The organism is Arthrobacter sp. NPDC058097, assembly GCF_042884885.1.
Lineage (GTDB): Bacteria > Actinomycetota > Actinomycetes > Actinomycetales > Micrococcaceae > Arthrobacter.
Map to the genome: position 1 here is coordinate 172883 of NZ_JBHVSZ010000001.1, position 18046 is coordinate 190928.

Annotated in this window: 13 protein-coding genes, 1 tRNA gene and 1 other RNA gene; 9 read left to right on the forward strand and 6 right to left on the reverse strand. The window is 67.6% G+C overall.

The window, feature by feature from the left end:
• Positions 1-139: 139 nt before the first annotated feature.
• Positions 140-1669: a M23 family metallopeptidase gene (locus tag ACFVTE_RS00805; RefSeq protein WP_387095526.1), complete on the reverse strand. Its 1530-nt coding sequence runs from the start codon at positions 1667-1669 to the stop codon at positions 140-142.
• A 160-nt stretch (positions 1670-1829) separates the two neighbouring features.
• Between ACFVTE_RS00805 and ACFVTE_RS00810 the strand changes: the two genes are divergently transcribed.
• Complete coding sequence (locus ACFVTE_RS00810; protein WP_387095529.1) at positions 1830-2738, forward strand: oxygenase MpaB family protein; 909 nt, start codon at positions 1830-1832, stop codon at positions 2736-2738.
• 68 nt (positions 2739-2806) lie between these two features.
• Here ACFVTE_RS00810 and ACFVTE_RS00815 read toward each other — a convergent pair.
• A tRNA-Ser gene (locus tag ACFVTE_RS00815) sits at positions 2807-2894 on the reverse strand.
• 76 nt (positions 2895-2970) lie between these two features.
• On the opposite strand from ACFVTE_RS00815, the gene ACFVTE_RS00820 reads away from it, so the two are divergent.
• The 5 genes from ACFVTE_RS00820 to ACFVTE_RS00840 all read left to right on the forward strand — a co-directional run bounded on the left by ACFVTE_RS00820 (position 2971) and on the right by ACFVTE_RS00840 (position 9207).
• A complete protein-coding gene (locus tag ACFVTE_RS00820; RefSeq protein ID WP_387095532.1) occupies positions 2971-3294 on the forward strand; it encodes a hypothetical protein in 324 nt (107 codons plus the stop codon).
• Between the two features lie 95 nt (positions 3295-3389).
• Positions 3390-3486: signal recognition particle sRNA small type (gene ffs / locus ACFVTE_RS00825), an RNA gene on the forward strand.
• Between the two features lie 32 nt (positions 3487-3518).
• Positions 3519-7055: a DNA polymerase III subunit gamma and tau gene (locus ACFVTE_RS00830; protein WP_387095535.1), complete on the forward strand. Its 3537-nt coding sequence runs from the start codon at positions 3519-3521 to the stop codon at positions 7053-7055.
• An 80-nt stretch (positions 7056-7135) separates the two neighbouring features.
• Positions 7136-7735 carry a recombination mediator RecR gene (gene recR / locus ACFVTE_RS00835; protein WP_387095538.1) on the forward strand — a complete coding sequence of 200 codons (600 nt, stop codon included), beginning with the start codon at positions 7136-7138 and terminating at the stop codon, positions 7733-7735.
• Between the two features lie 113 nt (positions 7736-7848).
• Entirely contained in the window at positions 7849-9207 is a 1359-nt protein-coding gene (locus tag ACFVTE_RS00840; RefSeq protein WP_387095540.1) for an aspartate kinase, read from the forward strand.
• Positions 9208-9280: 73 nt separating this feature from the next.
• On the opposite strand, the gene ACFVTE_RS00845 is transcribed toward ACFVTE_RS00840, so the two are convergent.
• The 3 genes from ACFVTE_RS00845 to ACFVTE_RS00855 all read right to left on the reverse strand — a co-directional run bounded on the left by ACFVTE_RS00845 (position 9281) and on the right by ACFVTE_RS00855 (position 12483).
• Complete coding sequence (locus tag ACFVTE_RS00845) at positions 9281-9490, reverse strand: hypothetical protein (RefSeq protein ID WP_387097093.1); 210 nt, start codon at positions 9488-9490, stop codon at positions 9281-9283.
• A 151-nt stretch (positions 9491-9641) separates the two neighbouring features.
• The gene (locus tag ACFVTE_RS00850; protein WP_387097095.1) at positions 9642-9836 is read right to left on the reverse strand and encodes a hypothetical protein; all 195 of its coding nucleotides are present in this window, start codon (positions 9834-9836) and stop codon (positions 9642-9644) included.
• A gap of 202 nt (positions 9837-10038) precedes the next feature.
• Positions 10039-12483, reverse strand: a complete 2445-nt coding sequence (locus tag ACFVTE_RS00855; RefSeq protein WP_387095543.1) for a S8 family peptidase — start codon at positions 12481-12483, stop codon at positions 10039-10041.
• A gap of 241 nt (positions 12484-12724) precedes the next feature.
• On the opposite strand from ACFVTE_RS00855, the gene ACFVTE_RS00860 reads away from it, so the two are divergent.
• Genes ACFVTE_RS00860 through ACFVTE_RS00870 form a run of 3 tightly spaced genes read left to right on the forward strand, consistent with a single transcriptional unit; the run spans position 12725 to position 14719 of the window.
• Positions 12725-13357, forward strand: coding sequence for an SSI family serine proteinase inhibitor (locus tag ACFVTE_RS00860; RefSeq protein WP_387095546.1), 633 nt, complete (start codon positions 12725-12727; stop codon positions 13355-13357).
• A 19-nt stretch (positions 13358-13376) separates the two neighbouring features.
• Positions 13377-14318, forward strand: coding sequence for a 3-methyladenine DNA glycosylase (locus ACFVTE_RS00865; RefSeq protein WP_387095548.1), 942 nt, complete (start codon positions 13377-13379; stop codon positions 14316-14318).
• Positions 14315-14719, forward strand: a complete 405-nt coding sequence (locus tag ACFVTE_RS00870; RefSeq protein WP_387095551.1) for a serine protease inhibitor — start codon at positions 14315-14317, stop codon at positions 14717-14719. The genes ACFVTE_RS00865 and ACFVTE_RS00870 overlap by 4 nt, the downstream gene beginning before the upstream one ends.
• A gap of 219 nt (positions 14720-14938) precedes the next feature.
• On the opposite strand, the gene ACFVTE_RS00875 is transcribed toward ACFVTE_RS00870, so the two are convergent.
• The gene (locus ACFVTE_RS00875; protein WP_387097097.1) at positions 14939-18019 is read right to left on the reverse strand and encodes a S8 family serine peptidase; all 3081 of its coding nucleotides are present in this window, start codon (positions 18017-18019) and stop codon (positions 14939-14941) included.
• Positions 18020-18046 lie beyond the last annotated feature (27 nt).

Sequence of the window (18046 nt, forward strand, 5' to 3'; positions counted from 1 at the left end):
GAGGGAAGTCACATCGTGCTCTCTCGCCGGGTACATGGCTGTCACTAATGACAACGGGTTTGGCCTCCGTTGCATTCCCTGGACCTCCTCACCAATTGACTTTCCCGGTACGCGAACAGCCCGACGGCGGCTGCCCGCCTTACGGCACTGCCGCGGCGGCTTCCTCAGTTGGCGCGGCACTTGGCGAAGTCGCGGGTGCAGGCTCCGACGTGGGAACTGGCGCCGGTGCCGGCACTGCCGGAGCCGTGGTTACCGGGGCCGCAGACGTGGCGACCGGATCGGGTACGGGTGCCGGAGCGGGCTCGACGGGGGCAACTTCCGTTGGGGCAGGAGCGGAATTCGTGATCGGCGCGGAGGGTGCAGCCGGCTCGGTGGGTGCCGGCGGCGCGGGGTCTGCCGGGGTCGCCGGCTCGGTGGGAGTCGGATCAGCCGGGACCGGGTCAGCCGGAGCCGGGTCCGCCGGCGGCGTGGTGGGAGTCGGCGTTGGCGTTGGGGTGGGTGTGGGAGTGGGTGTGGGTGTGGGAGTGGGAGTGGGAGTCGGCGTTGGGGTGGGCGTCGGCGTCGTGGTGGGCTTGGGTTTGGTTGATGCGGGCGGCTTCGGCGCCGTCGGCTTGGGAGTTACCGTGGCTGTCGGCGTTGCCGTCGGGCGGGGGGTCGGCGAACCGGAGGTGGTGGAACCGGAGGTCGACGAGCTGGCGACGAGTGTGGTTCCTGCCGAGGCTGACGGTCCGCTGCGCGGGCTGGCGACCGCTGCTGCGGTGACCGGCGTAAGGCTGTCGTCGGTGTTGCCCGGCCCGCTGGTGCCGGGGATGTTAGGGATAGCCCACCCGTAGGTGGTGGCTGCGCCGCCTGCGAAGCTGGTGAATACGGCGGGGGTCAGCTGGTCGGTTTGCCGGATGGGCAGCAGGGTCCACTTCATCGGGTCCTCGTGCTGGCCGTTCTTGATCACTTCGAAGTGCAGATGGCAGCCGGTGGAGGAGCCGGTGGTGCCCACCTCGGCGATGATCTCGCCGACCCGCACGTGGTCGCCTTTTTCAACGGCGATGCCCTGCAGGTGGTTGTACGTGGTGATCAGGCCGTTGCCGTGGTCGATTTCCACCCTGTTGCCGCCGCCCCAGGGGTGCCATCCGGCGGCCCGGACCACGCCGGCGTCGGCAGCGTACACGCGGGTGCCGCAGGCTGCGGAGAAGTCCTGGCCCCAGTGGAATTCTCCCGCGTCACCGGTGATCGGGCTGCGACGCAGGCCGAACGGGGAACTGGGAGTGAGCACTTCCAGGGGTGCCACGAGGAAGCCGGCGGCGGGCCGCTTCAGCTCGGTGGAGGCCACACCGGGAGATTTGGGGGTGGTCCCCGTCCTGGGTGCCTTAACGGTGGAACTCGACACGGTGCGTCCGGTGGGAACCTTCGCCGGTGCGGCGATGCCGGAGCCGCTGATCGGATACCCGGGCGCGGTGGTGTCGGGATCAAGGAGTTCCGGCCCGACGACTCCCGAGGGAGGGGCAACTGGGACGGCCGCACCCACGGGCTGCTGGATCGAGGCGGCGGGTCCCTGGAACCCGAAGGCAAAGACGGAGAAGCCCACTACCACCGCCGCGGAAAGGCTCCGCAGGGCGATCCGGCCTGGGCCGATCACCCTCGGTGCGTGCTTGTGTCCCCCATGATTTGCCACAGAATTCTCCCGGATCGTTACCCGCCAAACTCCTGTCTCGACGAGCGTGTCCTCCATTGTGGCCACAGCCCAAAGAACGGCGAAACCCCTAAAACTGGGGGGCCAAGGCGTGCGGTTTCATAGGCTTAACCGCGCAGCTTGAGGAGGGAGAGAATGAGATATGCGGACTTTCCTGATGGAATGGCAGGCCGAACTGAAGCGCACACTGACCGGCAGCCCGGATGCTCTGCCGGACTGGGCCCGGAAGTTTGCCGAGGGCGACGACGCCGGGTATTTCCTCCCCGGCTCTGCGGTTTGGGCGGTCCATGGGGGCGTGGCCACCATCGTCGGCGGCATCCGGTCCCTGCTGATGCAAAGTCTCCACCCCGGCGTCCTCGCCGGGGTGTACGACCATTCAAATTTCCGCGAGGACACGCTGGGCCGGCTGGCCCGGACCACGGCCTGGATCCACGCCCTCACGTATGGGTCCACCGCGGAGGCCCACGCGGCCGCCACCAGGGTGGTGCGGCTGCACGAGTCCGTCAACGGCACATATGTCGACGGCGGCGGCACCATCCGGAAATACTCTGCAAATGATCCGGAACTGGTGCGGTGGGTGCACAACACCTTCACGGACTCCTTTCTCCGCACGCACGAGCTGTGGGACGGCCCCATTCCTGGCGGCCCGGATGCCTATGTCCGGGAATGGGCCGAGGCCGGCAGGCTGATGGGCGTGGAGTTCCCGCCGGAGAGCAAAGCCGCCCTCAGCCGGGAGCTCCGGGAAACGCTTGCCGCCGGAACTCTTCGCGGCGATGACCGGGTCGCGGAAACGGTTGCGTTCATCCGGGATCCGCCCCTGCATCCCTTCCTGAAACCGGGTTACCGGATCCTGTTCCAGGCTGCCGTCCTGAGCCTGGAGCCTGACTACCGGCGGCTGCTCGGACTGCGGACTGCCCGGCTGGGTCCCCTGCCGCTGCCGGTGAGGCTGGCCGCCCGGGTGACCCTCGCCGTCGTCCGTCTTGCACTGGGCCCGGCCAGCCCGAGCCGTCTCGCCGCCCGCGAGCGGCTCCAGAGACTGGGTGTGGCCTAAGCCCTCGTTCAGCACGGAGCGGGAAACAGAAAACCCGGTCCTGACAATGTCAGAACCGGGTTTTCCGATGGCGGAGAATGGGGGATTTGAACCCCCGAGGGCGTTAACCCAACACGCGTTCCAGGCGTGCGCCATAGGCCGCTAGGCGAATTCTCCAGCTGCTCTTGAACCAAAAGCAGATACTAGAATACCTGAACTTTCCGGCATCTCCCAATCGGCCCAAAATGGTGCCATGTCCCAGCTGCATGCACTCGTGGTTTACGTTCCCGATTCCCACGCCGGAGCGGTGCTCACCGCCATCGGAGACGCCGGCGCCGGCCGGCTGGGCGACTACTCGCACTGCTCCTTCACGTCGCCGGGCACAGGACGCTTCACCCCCTTGCCCGGGGCCCGTCCGTACATCGGCACCGCCGGTGTCCCTGAGGAAGTTTCCGAGGTCCGGATCGAGTGCATCGTGCAAGAGGACGTGCTCGACGCCGTCGTGCAGGGATTGCGCCGGGCCCACCCTTATGAGGAGCCGGCGTTCATGAGCTGGCCTGTGAACGGGCACAGCTAGGACCACGGCGGGTGCCTGCCGGAGCCTTGCTGCCGCCCTGCTGCCGCCCCTCCGGAGCCGATTCGGGCCACGCCCAAAGTTCGGGTAAAGTATCTGACGGCCCCTCATGTGGCGTCATCCTGTTGAACTCCCCCAGGACCGGAAGGTAGCAAGGGTAGATGGGCTCTGGCGGGTGCATGAGGGGTCTCCTATTTAATGTCAGTCCCTATAGGTAGGTTTTCCCTGTGACTGTTACAACTGCCCTTTACCGCAGGTACCGCCCGGACTCGTTCGCGGACGTTATCGGGCAGGAACACGTCACGGAGCCGCTGATGACGGCGCTGCGCAAGAACCGCGTGAACCACGCCTACCTTTTCTCCGGCCCGCGCGGCTGCGGCAAGACCACGTCCGCGCGCATCCTGGCCCGCTGCCTCAACTGCGCGAAGGGCCCCACGGACACCCCGTGCGGTGTCTGCCCCAGCTGCGTCGAACTTGCCCGCGGCGGAGCCGGCTCCCTCGACGTCATCGAGATCGACGCCGCCAGCCACGGCGGCGTGGACGACGCCCGCGACCTCCGCGAACGCGCCACCTATGCCCCGGTCAGGGACCGCTACAAGATCTTCATCATTGACGAGGCCCACATGGTCACCTCGGCGGGCTTCAACGCCTTGCTGAAAATCGTCGAAGAACCGCCGGAACACATCAAGTTCATCTTCGCCACCACCGAGCCGGACAAGGTCATCGGCACCATCCGCTCGCGCACGCACCACTACCCGTTCCGGCTGGTGCCGCCGGAGCCGCTCATGGCATACCTCGAGCAGCTCTGCCGCCAGGAAAACGTCCCGGTGGCCCCCGGGGTGCTGTCGCTGGTGATCCGTGCCGGCGCGGGATCCGTGCGGGACTCGCTGTCCGTGCTGGACCAGCTCATGGCAGGCGCCGGACCCAACGGCCTCGATTACGAGCTTGCCGTAGCGCTCCTGGGTTACACGCACGCCTCACTGCTGGACGACGTCGTCGAAGCGATCGCCGCGTCCGATGCCGCCACGGTCTTCCGCGCCGTGGACCGCGTCATCCAGACCGGGCACGATCCCCGCCGGTTCGTGGAGGACCTGCTCGAGCGTTTCCGCGACCTCATCATCGTGCAGGCCATGCCGGAAAGCGCCCAGGCCATCCTCCGCGGCATGCCGGCCGACCAGATCGCCCGGATGCAGAGCCAGGCCCACAACCTCGGTGCGGCCGAGCTGTCGCGCGCGGCCGACGTCACCAACACCGCACTGACGGAGATGACGGGTGCCACGTCGCCGCGGCTGCACCTGGAACTTCTCTGCGCGCGCATCCTGCTGCCCAGCTCCGAGCAGACCGAGCGCGGCATTGCTGCCCGGATCGACCGCGTGGAGCGGCGCCTGAACTACGCCGGGTCCGATGCCGGTGCTCCTGCCGCCGCCGTTGGGCCAGCCTCTGCCGCGCCGGCGGCAGCGCCTGCCCCCGCGGCAGCTCCTGCCCCTGCGGCAGCTGCCCCGGCTCCGGTTGCCGCTGCTGCCGTGAACGCACCGTCTGCCGCTCCTGTAGCTTCGGCTCCAGTTCCTGACGCGCCCGCCCCTGCACAGAGCGCTTCGCAGGCCGGCGCGCCCACCATCCACGCGGCACCCGCCACTCAGGACGCGCCCGGACGGGAAGCACCTGTGGAGCAGGCCGCACCCGGACGGGAAGCCCTGGCGGCACCGCGGATCACCACCGGTGACTGGCCCATGGATGACGCCGCCGCACGTGACCGCCGCGCCAGCCCGGATTCACAGGACGGCCAGGTCCGCGAGTCTGTGGCCCAGCGGCCTGCGGCTTCGCAGACACCGGCATCCGCCGCGCGTCCGGAACAGGCCCAGCACCAACAGGTCCGGCGGCCGGAGCCGGTGGCGGCTCAGGGGGCAGCTTCTGCGCCCGCCCCGCAATCCCCCGCCCAGCCTTCTGCCACTGCAGCTCCAGCGGGATCGCATGCCGACGTCGAGGTACTCCGCCGGGCCTGGCCCGAGGTCCTGCAGACCCTGGCCAAGATCAAGCGGAGCACCTGGGCGCTCGTGGAGCCCAATGCCCAGGTCGGCCAGTTCGACGGCCAGGTCCTGACGCTCATCTTCAGCACTTCCGGGCTGGCGGGCGCCTTCGGCAGGGCCGACCACTCTGAGAATCTGCGCCAGGCCATCCACAAAACGATCGGCATCGACTGCCAGATCACCGCCGTGGCGGGCGCCGGCAGCTCAGCGAGCTCTGAGCCAAACCCAAAAGCGCCTACTAGCCGGGACATTCCGGCTACCACCACCGACGCCGACTGGGGCCTGACCCCCACCACGGATGGCCCCGCCCAGCCGAAGCCCGCCCCGGAACGCCCGGGGCCAACAGGCCCGGCGCCGGTGTCCTCAGGTGCGGTTCCGGTGTCGACAGCTACGGCTCCGGCCTCGCCAGATTCGTCCATCGCGCCCGATGTCGGGAATGCTTCCCCGTCGTCGTCGACCGCAGCGGTTTCCGCGCCGCAGTGGTCCGGACCCAATATCACGGCGTCCCCGTCTACCACTGCCGCCCCAGCGGGCGCCGGACGCGCTGCCGGCGGATCAGGCACTTCTGCGCCATCTGCGGCCCAGCCGGTCCAGCCGGTTGCTGCCCAGCAGCCGGCCGCTCAGGCTGCAGCGCAGGCCTCGCCACGCGGATCTCAGCAAGCCGGCGACTACTCCTATCCGGATGGCGACTGGGGTCCTCCGCTGGACGAGGACGCACCTCCGCTGGACGAAGAGCCTCCCATGGACTGGGAGCCATCGGGCCAGTGGCAGGGCAGCCCCGCACCATCGGCAGCACCGGAGATAAGGGCGCCGGAGGTCAAGACGCCGGAGACAAAGCAGCCTGTCAGGCCCGCACCGTCGGCGCCGCAAATTCGCGCAGAGAGTTCTGCCCCGGCCGGGGCGGAGCGCCAGCCAGCACCAGACACCTCTGCTGATCCGTGGTCCCGTGCGGTGGAGCAAACCCCTGGCGTCTGGGCTCTCAGTTCCGAGAGCAACGTGGGCAAATACCAGGACGCGGCTGACGGCCACGGCGACGAAGAGTCAGCCGGCTCCTCTGCACCTGTCTATCCACCGGCCACCGCCCAGCCGCCCAACAGCGGCGGCCCGGCGGTGGGCGCCACAAGTGAGAGGGCCACGGTTGAGAGCACCCCTGCGGAGAGTGCGCCGGATACTGCCGGGCGCGGCGCCCCGGAGTTCGAGCCTGCCTACGCCATGGCATCGGCCCCGGCGACTGCCAGCCACGAATACGGTGCACCCGCCCCGACCCAGGGTGTCCGCGCGCCCGCTGTGACTGCTCCCACCGACGCCGCCGCGATCCGGGTGCCCGTGTTCGCAGCCGGCCCAGGACCTGCGATTCAGCAGCCACCCAAAATTCAGGCCGGACCCGCTGTCCAGGCGGAACCAGCAGTCCAGGCCGGACTCGCTGTCCAGGCAGGGCCGGCGGTTGCCGCTGCCCGCACCGCTACGCCGGAACCGGCAACGGAGGCTCCCGTCCGGGGCAAACTGAGCCTTTACCAGCGGCTCTCCAACAGCCCGGAGGCTGAGGCGGGACGGGCCAAGGCGCCGGCACGGAGCACGGAGGAACCTGCGCCATACGTGCAGGACATCCCCAGCGCTGACGACGAAACCATCGAGGAATCGGGCGTCTTTGGCCGTGCCGCCGTCGAGCGTATTCTGGGCGGAAAGCTCATCGAAGAACGGTCGCTGGACGGCAGCCCCCTGATGCCCCGGTACTAGTGCCGCCCCGGTACTAGGAGGCGGAAACCGGCCATCTTTCAACCAAGCCATCCAGTTTCAACCAAGCAATCGAGGAAAAAGTGTACGAGGGTGCAGTTCAGGAGCTGATCGACGAGCTCGGACGCCTTCCCGGCGTGGGACCGAAGTCTGCGCAGCGCCTGGCGTTCCACATCCTGGAGGCAGACCCCCAGGACATGAAGCGGCTGGTGGAGGCCATCACCACCGTCAAGGAGCGGGTCAAGTTCTGCGCCTCGTGCGGCAACGTGACCGAGCAGGAGCTCTGCAACATTTGCCGCGACCCGAGGCGCGACCCCTCCGTGATCTGCGTCGTGGAGGAGTCCAAGGACGTGCTTGCCGTGGAGCGCACGCGCTCCTTCCGGGGCCGTTACCACGTGCTCGGCGGCGCCATCAACCCGATCGCCGGCGTCGGCCCGGAGCAGTTGCGGATCCGCGAACTCCTCAACCGGCTCAGTGACGGCGCAGTCCAGGAGATCATCATCGCCACCGACCCGAACCTTGAGGGCGAGGCCACGGCCACGTACCTGGCCCGGATGCTGCAGTCCATCGGGATCGCGGTCACCCGGCTGGCTTCGGGGCTGCCCGTGGGCGGCGACCTGGAGTACGCGGACGAGGTCACCCTGGGCAGGGCCTTCGAGGGCCGGCGGAACGCCCTCAGCTGACGGCAAGGGTCACAATTCCACAGCAGGACGACCACGGCGATAAACTGGGTATGCCGCCGTGCCGCAAGGGCGCCTGGCCTCCAGAACTCCAATGATCCAGTGAGGGTGCACGCATGAGTATGCCCAGTACCGATGTGAAAACCGAACCGCGGCCGCAGGAGCTGCCCGCAGACGCTGCTGTCACCGCGCAGCTTATTGTGCAGAAGTTCGGCGGCTCCTCGGTGGCTGACGCTGACGGCATCAAGCGCGTGGCCCGTCGCGTGGTCGACGCCCAGAAGGCCGGCAACGAAGTCGTCGTCGTCGTCTCCGCAATGGGTGACACCACCGACGAGCTCCTTGACCTTGCCGCCCAGGTCACCGACGCAGCCCCGGCCCGCGAGATGGACATGCTCCTCTCCGCCGGTGAGCGCATCTCCATGGCCCTGCTGGCCATGGCCATAAACAAGTTCGGTGCGTCCGCGCAGTCCTTCACGGGCTCCCAGGCCGGCATGATCACGGACGGGATCCATGGCAAGGCCCGGATCATCGACGTGGACCCGCACCGCATCCGCACCGCCCTGGACAAGGGACACATCGCCATCGTCGCCGGCTTCCAGGGCATGACCCGCGCCACCAACGAGATCACCACGCTCGGCCGCGGCGGTTCGGACACCACCGCTGTGGCCCTCGCCGCAGCCCTCGAGGCCGACGTCTGCGAGATCTACACCGACGTTGACGGCATCTACACCGCAGACCCCCGCGTCGTTCCGTCAGCCCAAAAAATCGACCGCATCTCCAGCGAGGAGATGCTGGAACTGGCCGCCTCCGGGGCCAAGATCCTCCACCTCCGGTGCGTCGAATACGCCCGGCGGTTCGGCGTGCCGCTGCATGTCCGTTCCTCATTCAGCCAGAACGAAGGCACTTGGGTCCTGCCCGGCGCCGATGACAAGATCACGACTCAAGAGGGAGTTGCCTTGGAGCAGCCAATCATCTCCGGTGTTGCACACGACCGCTCGGAAGCAAAGGTCACCGTTGTTGGTGTTCCGGACATCCCGGGCAAGGCAGCCGCGATCTTCCAGGTCATCGCGGACGCGCACTCGAACATCGACATGATCGTCCAGAACGTCTCCACGCACGGCACCGGCAGGACGGACATCTCCTTCACGCTGCCCATCGTCGAGGGCGCCGACGCCCTTGCCGCCCTCCGTGCTGCGCAGACTGAGATCGGCTTCGAGAGCATCGAGTACAACGAGCAGATCGGCAAGCTGTCGCTGATCGGCGCCGGCATGCGCTCGCACCCCGGCGTTTCGGCCACATTCTTCAAGGCCCTGTCCGCCGCGGGCATCAACATCAACATGATCTCCACTTCGGAAATCCGCATTTCCGTGGTCACCCATGCCGACCTGCTCGATGACGCCGTCCGCGCCATCCACAAGGCGTTCGACCTGGACAGCGAAGCCGTCGCCACCGTCTACGGCGGCACCGGCCGCTAAGGCTCCCAGCAGTGCAGAGAAAGAAGCCCGGTGCGTCTAACGCACCGGGCTTCTTCAGTTCAATAGGGGCTTGTCACTTGTCCAGGTCGTTCTTGCGGACAGCATAGCGGTGCCCCTCCGAGTCGGTCTCGACTTCGAACTGGGCCAAATCATCTTCGGAAGCATGCTCATAATCGTCGTGCAGGTGAACCACCGGCGTAGCTGAATCGCCTACGGCGGCAGGGCCGAATACGAACCGGAGCCTGTCGGTCAGGTTCATGAAGCCCGTGAGCACATGTGCCACAAGTCCCACCCCCTTCCCTGATTGAAGGCGGAGAGCGTCTGCCCTTCGATTGCCAGTGCCCTTATTTTACGCCGGGGCCCCGGAAATGAACCCCGGCAGGCAATGCTTCAGCCGTCGGGATTGGAGCCCCGGAATCGGCGCTCGGCGACTGCTAGCGAAGGGACTTGTCGTCGGGGTTGCGGGGCACGACGTAGGTGCTGCCGTCCGGACGGTGAACGGTTTCCCACTGCTGCGTCTCGGCCTCGCGCTGCGCGAGCAGCCTGCGGTTCTCCTCGGTCATGTCGTGCACCAGCGAACTCCTGTTGGCGGGGCCAAACACCGCCCTGAGCTTGCCGGTCGCCCGCATGAACCGCTGTGCGCCGTTCTCTTTTGCCACGCTACCCACTCCATTCCGGGTCTAATGCCACCACAAGTATACACTAACGATTCGTGCACTAACGGTTTCCCGCCGCGATGCTTACTTCCCGGCGCCCAGCCGGTAAAAGCACGACGCCGGAACTCACCACCAGCGGTGAGTTCCGGCGTCGTACGTCCTGGGATTAAGGACACTACGGCACTGGCCGCACCGCCACCGGCGAGCGGACGGTGTTGTCGCCCGAGGTCCACATCAGCGATCCGGTGGAGTACGCGTTGAGCGCAGCACCCGCGGTAGTGAACGTGATGGTGAACGTGGCGCTTTCACCCTCAGCCAGCGTCACTTCTGCCGGACTGACCGTGGCGGTGATTCCCGGAACGCTGATCGTCGCCCGGTAGGTTCCTGCCGTCACCGCCGTGACCGACCGCGCCACAGTCTGGCTGCCGGACATGGCGCCCAACGCCACGGACGGAAGGTTGACGTCCTTGGCTGCGATGGGGGCGACGCCAAGGTCGATTCCCTGTCCCTGGAGGAAGCCCATCCAGTCGCTGATGCCGGCGTCGTAAACGAGGCCCGGGGAGTCGAACCGCGCAGGATCAACATGGCCGGCGCCCTGGGCGAAGACGTCATGCACGTCGGTGCCCTTTGCATCGACCAGGTCATAGGCCGTGGTCATGATGGCGGATTTCACGGCTGCCGGCGACCACGTCGGGTTCTTGCCCAGCAGCAGCGCTCCCGAGCCGGCGATGTGCGGCGACGCCATGGACGTGCCGGACAGGAAGCCGAAGGTCTCGCCGTTGAAGCCGACCGGCGAAACAGCGGCCAGCACTGCCACCCCCGGAGCCGTCACGTCGGGCTTGAGCAGGTCACCGTCCGATGCCAGGCTGGGCCCGCGCGAGGAGAATTCGGCGATCTGCGGCACGGGCGGAGGCTCGGCACCGGTCGTGTCGGTCGCTTTCAGGCTTGCGGTCATGCCGGGGGTCGCCTTCACCACGTCCTTGATCTTCGGGTCGCCCACATGGACCGTGGGCACACTGTGCAGATCGGCGTCGAGCGACCCGGGCGTCAGGTTGACCAGGACCATGCCCACCCCGCCTGCGCGCTTGACCTCGGCGCTCTTGTCAACGCGGGCCACAACGCCGCGGTCGCAGACCACAATCTTGTCGGCAACCTTGGCGGCGTCCAGCGAATTCGGCGCGCACAGCGCCGCATCCGTAGCCGGTGCCGCGGCCGCCTTCACATCCACGGCCAGCACGATCGGCTTGGAGTCCACCTCGCTGCCCATGACACTTGCACCGGCGAACTTGCTTCCGTCCGACAGTTCCGCGGTTCCGCGCAGGGTGTTGTCGAACGTCGAGGCTGCCACGCTGGTGATCCAGGGGCCGGCATGGTTGACGGTCGAGGCCGTCGGGCCGGAGTTGCCGGCGGAGGCGGCCACGAAGATTCCGGCGGCAGCGGCGTTGAGGAAGGCGAGGGAAACGGCATCGACGGTGGAGTTGTTGTTTCCCGAGATGGAGAAGTTCAGCACGTCCACGCCGTCGAGGACGGCATCCTGGATGGCGTTGAGAATGTCGGATTCAACGCACCCGGTGGCCTCCGGAATGGCGCCCTCCCAGCAAACCTTGTACACGGCAATCTTGGCCGCCGGCGCAACGCCTGAGCTCTTGCCGAAGTCGCGCCCGCCTGCCGTCTGGGTGACGTCACTGTTGCCCGCTGCGGTGCTTGACGTGTGGGATCCATGGCCGTTGACGTCCAGCGGCGAGAACTTCTCATTCGGGGAGCGGAATTCCGGCGGCACCGCTGCCTTGTAGGCCTTGTCGTAGAACCTGGCCCCGATGACCTTGCTGTTGCATTCCGTTCCGTCGAACGAGTCGCCGGCCACGCAGTCGCCCACGAAGGTCCCGCCGTTGGCCTTGCGCATGGCGATCACATTGCCCTGGAGGCGGTACGGCACGCCCACATCCGGGGTGCCGGACAGCGGGTCGACCGTGTCCCCGGCGAAGAACGGGTTGTCGGGCGTGTACCCGGTGTCCAGCATGCCAACGACGATGCCCTTGCCGGCCTCATCCGTGCCGCCGAACTGCTGGTCCCACACGCCGTCGCCGCCGGGCAGGCCGAGGAAGTCCGTGCTCGAGTAGTCCGGCTTGCGCATGGTGTCCGGCACCACGGCCAACACATCGGTGTCACCGGCGAGCGCCTTCGCCTGGGCGGCAGAGAGGACTGCGCTGAAGCCGTTGAGTGCCAGCGTGTAGCTCCGGCTGATGGTCACGCCCGTGGAGGCCGCAGCCTGGCGCTGCTTGGCCTTCAGGTGGGCATCGTACTTGCGCGAGTTGGGGCCGGAGGCGTTCAGCTTCTTCCCCTTCGGCACCGCCGTCCCGGGGATGCCGGGGACGCCGCCGGAGTAGGTGGCCAGCGGTTTGTCCTTGAGCATCACGATGTAATGGCCGTCGTCGAGCGGGGATGCGGCCGGCTGCAGGGCGGACGGCAGTGCCGCGGCAGGCTGCGCCGATGCCGGTGCGGGAGCAGCCGCCGTTGGCCCGGCCAGGCCCTGGCCGATGACCATGGCAAGGACGGCGGCAAAAATCGCCGGCAGCCTTCTGCTGGGTCCGGGGCGGGTAGTGGATTGCTGAGGGATCATGGGGGATGCCTTCCTTTGTTCAGGACCTGTAGACCTTCGGTCCCACGAACTGGACGCTCTGCCCCCCATGGGCGTCATCACTATCTGTTTATGCCGCGCACCCGTTGATGTCAGAAAGATACCGCGGACGCCCCCAAGAATCGATACCCTTCCGTTAGCAATTGCCGGGTACCGTTATCCGCCTGTACCGGACCTCCGGGTGCCCCGACGGTAGAATGGGAAAAACTTGAGGAGACCCGGCATGCGCAAGCAACTGATTTCTGTGCTGCTCGCCCTCGCAGCGACGGGCGGTCTCGCGGCCTGCACCCCGAACAACGGAACCGGCCAGCCTTCCGCCACGCCGGAAACCAGCACTCCCGGGCCCTCATCGCCGGGGACTTCTCCACCAGGCACCGGGACTCCCGGCACGGAAACCCCCAGCACCGGCACTCCCGGCACGCCGGCCCCCGGCTCCACGTCGCCAGACGCCGAGACGACAGTCCCGGCGCCCGCGCCCCCTTCCGCTTCTCCCCTGCCGTCCGGTCCCGGCGCCGGCGATGCCGAACTGTCCATCACGGTCAAAGCGTCGAAGGACGGCAAGGCCGTCAACTACACGCTGGTCTGCAAGGACGGTGCGCCGATGGCCGAGAGCCAGCACCCCAACGCGGCCGCAGCCTGCACGGCGCTGAAAAACAACGCCGCCATCGTGAATGCCGCCGCTCCGCGGAAGGGCATCTCCTGCACGCAGCAGTACGGCGGACCGCAGGTGGCCACCGTGACCGGCGAGGTCAACGGCACGCCGGTGGAGACCTCCTTCGCGCTGCGGGACGGCTGCCAGATCGGTGCCTGGAACGCCGCCAAGGACATCCTCGGTGCTGCAGGCGGGGCGCTTTAGCACTGTGGCAGGCACTGCATTGACGATCCCCGCTGGCCAGGTCCTCTCCGCCGCCGGCTGGCGGGAACGGGAAGCGGCCCACGTGCGCAGGGTGCGCCGCTACGCCGATCCTTACCTTGCCCGCCGCTCGGCGGGGAGGAAACATCCCGTGGAGGATTTCCTCTTCACGTACTACACGCAAAAGCCCGGCCAGCTGCTGCGCTGGCACCCCGGCGACGGCGTGGTGCTCTCCGGAGCCGAGGCCACCGCCCGCAAGGACTGGAAATACTACAAGGCGCTCGACGGCGGTGAGCTGGCGGGTGCGGGCCTGCCCGCCGGCAGCACAGCGGTGGCTTTCGACCGCGAGGCTTTCCTGGCGGAACGGCGTGACGCCCTCGTGTTTGCCCGGATCATCCTCGCCGGAACGGCCGCCCGGCCGGCGCAGTTCGGCTGCTTCGGCCTGCATGAGTGGGCCATGGTCTACCGACAGGAGAAATTCGAGTTGCGCCACGAGTACCTCAAACTGCGGCTGGGCGGTGCGGGCACGGACAAGGTAGTTGAGGATAACAGGATCCGCTGCTCGCACTTCGATGCGTTCCGGTTCTACACCCCCGACGCCGTACCCCTGAACGAGCTGTCACCCAGCCGGGAGAACCAGCGGACCATGGAGCAGCCGGGGTGCCTGCACGCCAACATGGACCTCTACAAGTGGGCTTATAAGCTCTCCCCGGCACTTCCGAGCGAACTCGTGATGGACTGCTTCGAGCTGTCGTGGCGGGTGCGGGCCATGGACATGCAGGCTTCGCCCTATGACCTTACGGACTGGGGCTACCCGGCCATTCCGATAGAGACGCCCGAAGGCAAGGCGGCCTACGTGGAGCAGCAGCGCGTTTTCTCGGCCGAAGCCCAGGGGCTGCGCGGCCGGCTGCTGACCGCCCTGACGCCGCTCTTCGAGAGCCTGGAAACGGAGGCGGAACGATGAGCGATACACCTGCATCGCCGGACCAGGGCCCGGGCAGGGGCCTGGACCAGGACACGGACCTCGAACTGACCGTGGCCCTCACCCACACGCCCGGCGGCCCGGAGCACGTCTTTGTCCTCGTCAGCCGTTCCGGCCAGCTGGTGGAATCAACGCTGCCGGACCCGGCGGCGGCGATTGCCGCCGTCGGACGTTTTGGCGAACGGATCTTTTTCCCGGAACCCGGCCCGCCCAAACTGTGCACCCAGCAGTACGGCGGCCCCCAGGTTGCCGTGGTTACCGGCACCTTCAACGGCCGTACGGTCAACTCCCGGTTCTCCCTGACGGATGGCTGCGAGATTGCCCGCTGGCGGGCCTTGTCCCCGCTCCTGGGCGGGGTGGCGGGGTCCACGGGCGCCATCTAGGCTGCCCGCCCGACGCTCCCCGGAAGAGTTTTTGTCCACGTATCGCGACTTCCGGGGCGTTTAGCGGCCATTATCTGGACAAAAACTCCCACCAAACGCACGGCCGGGCTGCCCGGACAGGCGTAGGGCACGGCGAAGCCGGCGGGACTCTGGCATTTTGTGCCACGCCCGCCGGCCTTCGCTGTGGGACCCTGTTGGGAGCCCGGTTCCGGGACCTTCCTAGATGGAGTTATCCGGCGACCGCGTCAGGTCCTCGTTCTGGACCTTCCCCTGTTCCTTCTTTTTCTTCGGATCTTCCGAAGCCGGTGCAACCGCGACGGCGCCGCCCTCTGCCACCACGACGGTCACGAACGTCGGGGAGCTGGCCCCGTCGAACGTGATCCGTCCGATGTAGGAGCCCGGAGCCAGGCTCTTCCAGGTGAGCGCGAGCGTTCCGCTGAGCCCGTTCGCAAGGCGGACCGGGTCAGGAGACACGGTGGCGTTGCCTTCATTTGCCCCCAGGACCGCGGCATCCACGGATGCCTTGGTTGCCTGTTGGTTGGGACTGTCATAGAGGTTCACGAACATCCGGTAAGTGCCTGCGGCAGGGTTCGGAATCGAGACAGACTCGCTCGCCGAAGACGTGGCCACGACAATTCCCTGACCATTGGGAGTGACCACCACCATGTCGAAGTCGGCGTTCTCATCCGCGGAAATCACGGACAGCTTGGCCAGCGGCACGCCCGCCGGCACCTCCACCGTCTTGACGAAGTTGGAGGCGTCCGCCTCGTACTGGAAGGGACCGGGCACGAGCTCAATGGCGGAGGAGTCCGCCTTCGACAGGCCGTCAAGCGTCACGTTCGTGGACGAGTTCGTACCCGAAACGATGCCGATGTTCCCGGAACCGTTTGGCCCCCGGGAGGTGAAGGCAATGTTCTTCGGAGCCACCACCGACTGCGGCCGGACCGCAATCGGTGAGGTCACCGTCTTGTTGGCGCCCCGCCACGTGAGCGACCCCGCGGCGAACTGGCCCAGCTTGGCGCTTTGGTTTTCAAACGCCACCTTGAACGTGCGCTTCTCGCCGGCCGCGTTGAAGGACAGGACCGACGGCGTCACGGTCACCTTCACTCCGGGCACGCTGGCCTTGGCGCTGTACACTCCCGGCGTCAGCGCTGTCACGGTGCGGGTGACCTCGATCCTGCCTGCCAGGTTTCCGAGCGAGAAGGACGGGACGTTCATGTCGCGGGGCCGGGTGCTGCCGAGGCCCTGGATGCCCAGGTTCACGCCGGTGCCCTGGATGAACCGCAGGTAATCGTCGGTGCTGGCGTCGTACACGAGACCCGGATCCAGGACGCGGGCGGGATCGACCTGCCCGGCACCGGTGGCGAGGACGTCCGTGTTCTTGCTGCCGTCGGCGAGCTTGACGTCGCTGGCGGTAGTCATCATGGCGGATTTGACCGCGGCCGGGGACCAGGCGGGGTTCTTGCCCAGGATGAGGGCGCCGAAGCCGGCCACGTGGGGTGATGCCATGGACGTGCCGGACATGAAGCCGAACTGGTCGCCGCCGGCGCCGATCGGCGATACGCCGGCCAGGACGGCCACGCCCGGCGCGGCAACGTCGGGCTTCAGCAGGTCGGAGTCCGTGGCGAGGAGCGGTCCGCGCGAGGAGAAACCGGCGATCTGCGGCTGCGCCTCCGCGGGGAGTCCCGTGGTGTCCTTGTTGACCAGGGAAACCGTGATGGCCGGGTTCGCCGCCACCTTGGCTTTGATGGTCTCCGTGGCAGGCGGGTTCACGTGCACGGTGGGGACGGAGTGCTTGTCGGCGTCGAGCGAGGATGCGGTCAGGTTGACGAGGATCATGCCGACGCCGCCGCCCCGCGCGACCTCGGCGCTCTTGGCCACCCGGTCGTAGACGCCGCGGTCACAGACCACCACCTTGCCGGCGATCTTTGCCGGATCGAGCGAGCCGGGCGCACACAGTGCAGGGTCGGCGGCCTGTCCGGATGCTGCGTTGGCGGCGAGGACGACTCCTGCGCCGGCCACTTCACGGTTCATGATGCTCGCGCCGCGGAACTTGCTGCCGTCAGAGAACTCCACGGTGCCCTGCAGTTCCTGGGAGAAGCTGCTGGCGGCAACCGTGGTGACCCACGGTTCGCCGTGGTTGACGGTGCTGGCTTCAGGGCCCGAGTTGCCCGCCGAGGTGGCCACGAAGATGCCCGCTGAGGCGGCGGACAGGAACGCCATGGACACCGGGTCCGTGGTGGTGGACGTGGTGCCCGAGATCGAGTAGTTCAGCACGTCAACGCCGTCGAGGACGGCCTGGTTGATGGCGTCGACCGCGGAGGAGGTGTAGCAGCCGCCGGTGCCGGGGTCGTTGTCCTCCCAGCAGATCTTGTAGATGGACAGCTTGGCTGCCGGGGCGATGCCGCCGGTCAGGCCGAAGCTGCGGCCGTCCACGAAGGTTTCGACGTCGGCGTTGCCGGCCGCGGTGCTTGCCGTGTGGGTGCCGTGGCTTCCCACGTCGACGGGCGAGATCAGTTCCTCGGGCGCCCGGTCCTGCTTGGCGACGGACTGCTCGAAGGCATCGGAGAAGTACCTGGCACTCAGGACCTTGGAGTTGCAGGCTGTTCCGTTGAACTTTTCGCCCTTCTGGCACTCGCCTTCGAAGGTGCTGCCGTCCGCCTTCAGCATCGCAATGTTGCCGCCGGCGGTGCGGTAGGGAACACCCACCTGCGGATTGCCCTTGAGCGGCGCCACATCCGTGCCGGCGAAGAACCGGCTGCCCGGCGTGTAGCCGGAGTCGATGACACCCACCACTACACCCTTGCCGGCGCCCGCTTTGCCGCCGAACTGCCTGTTCCACGTGCCGTTGGCGCCGCTGAGCTTGAGGAAGTCGGTGGTGGAGTAGTCCGGGGCCTGCTGGGTGTCCGGAGCCACCGCGAGGACCCCGGGGTCCTTGGCCAGGTTCACGGCCTGGTCGGCGGTGAGCGTGGCGCTGAAGCCGTTCAGTGCCGCCGTGTACTTGCGGCGGATCTGCGCGTTTTCCTTCTCGGCCAGCGCGGCCTGCTTCGCCTCCAGATGGGCCTGGTACTTGCGCACCTCTGCCCGGTTGGCGTCGAGTTTGCGACCGGAGCGCGGCTTCGTGGCCTGCAGGCCCGGCGTGCCGCCCTCGTAGGTGGCGGCGGGCTTCTCGGTCAGGACCACAATGTAGCGGCCGGCGGAGTAGCCGCCGGGGTCGAGGTCCTTCTGCTGCGCGGCCGGAGCCGCAACCCGCGGCGGCGCCGCGGTTGCCGGCAGCGCGCCGACTGACGAAAGGAGCAAAGGCAAGCCGACAACCAGTGCCGCTGC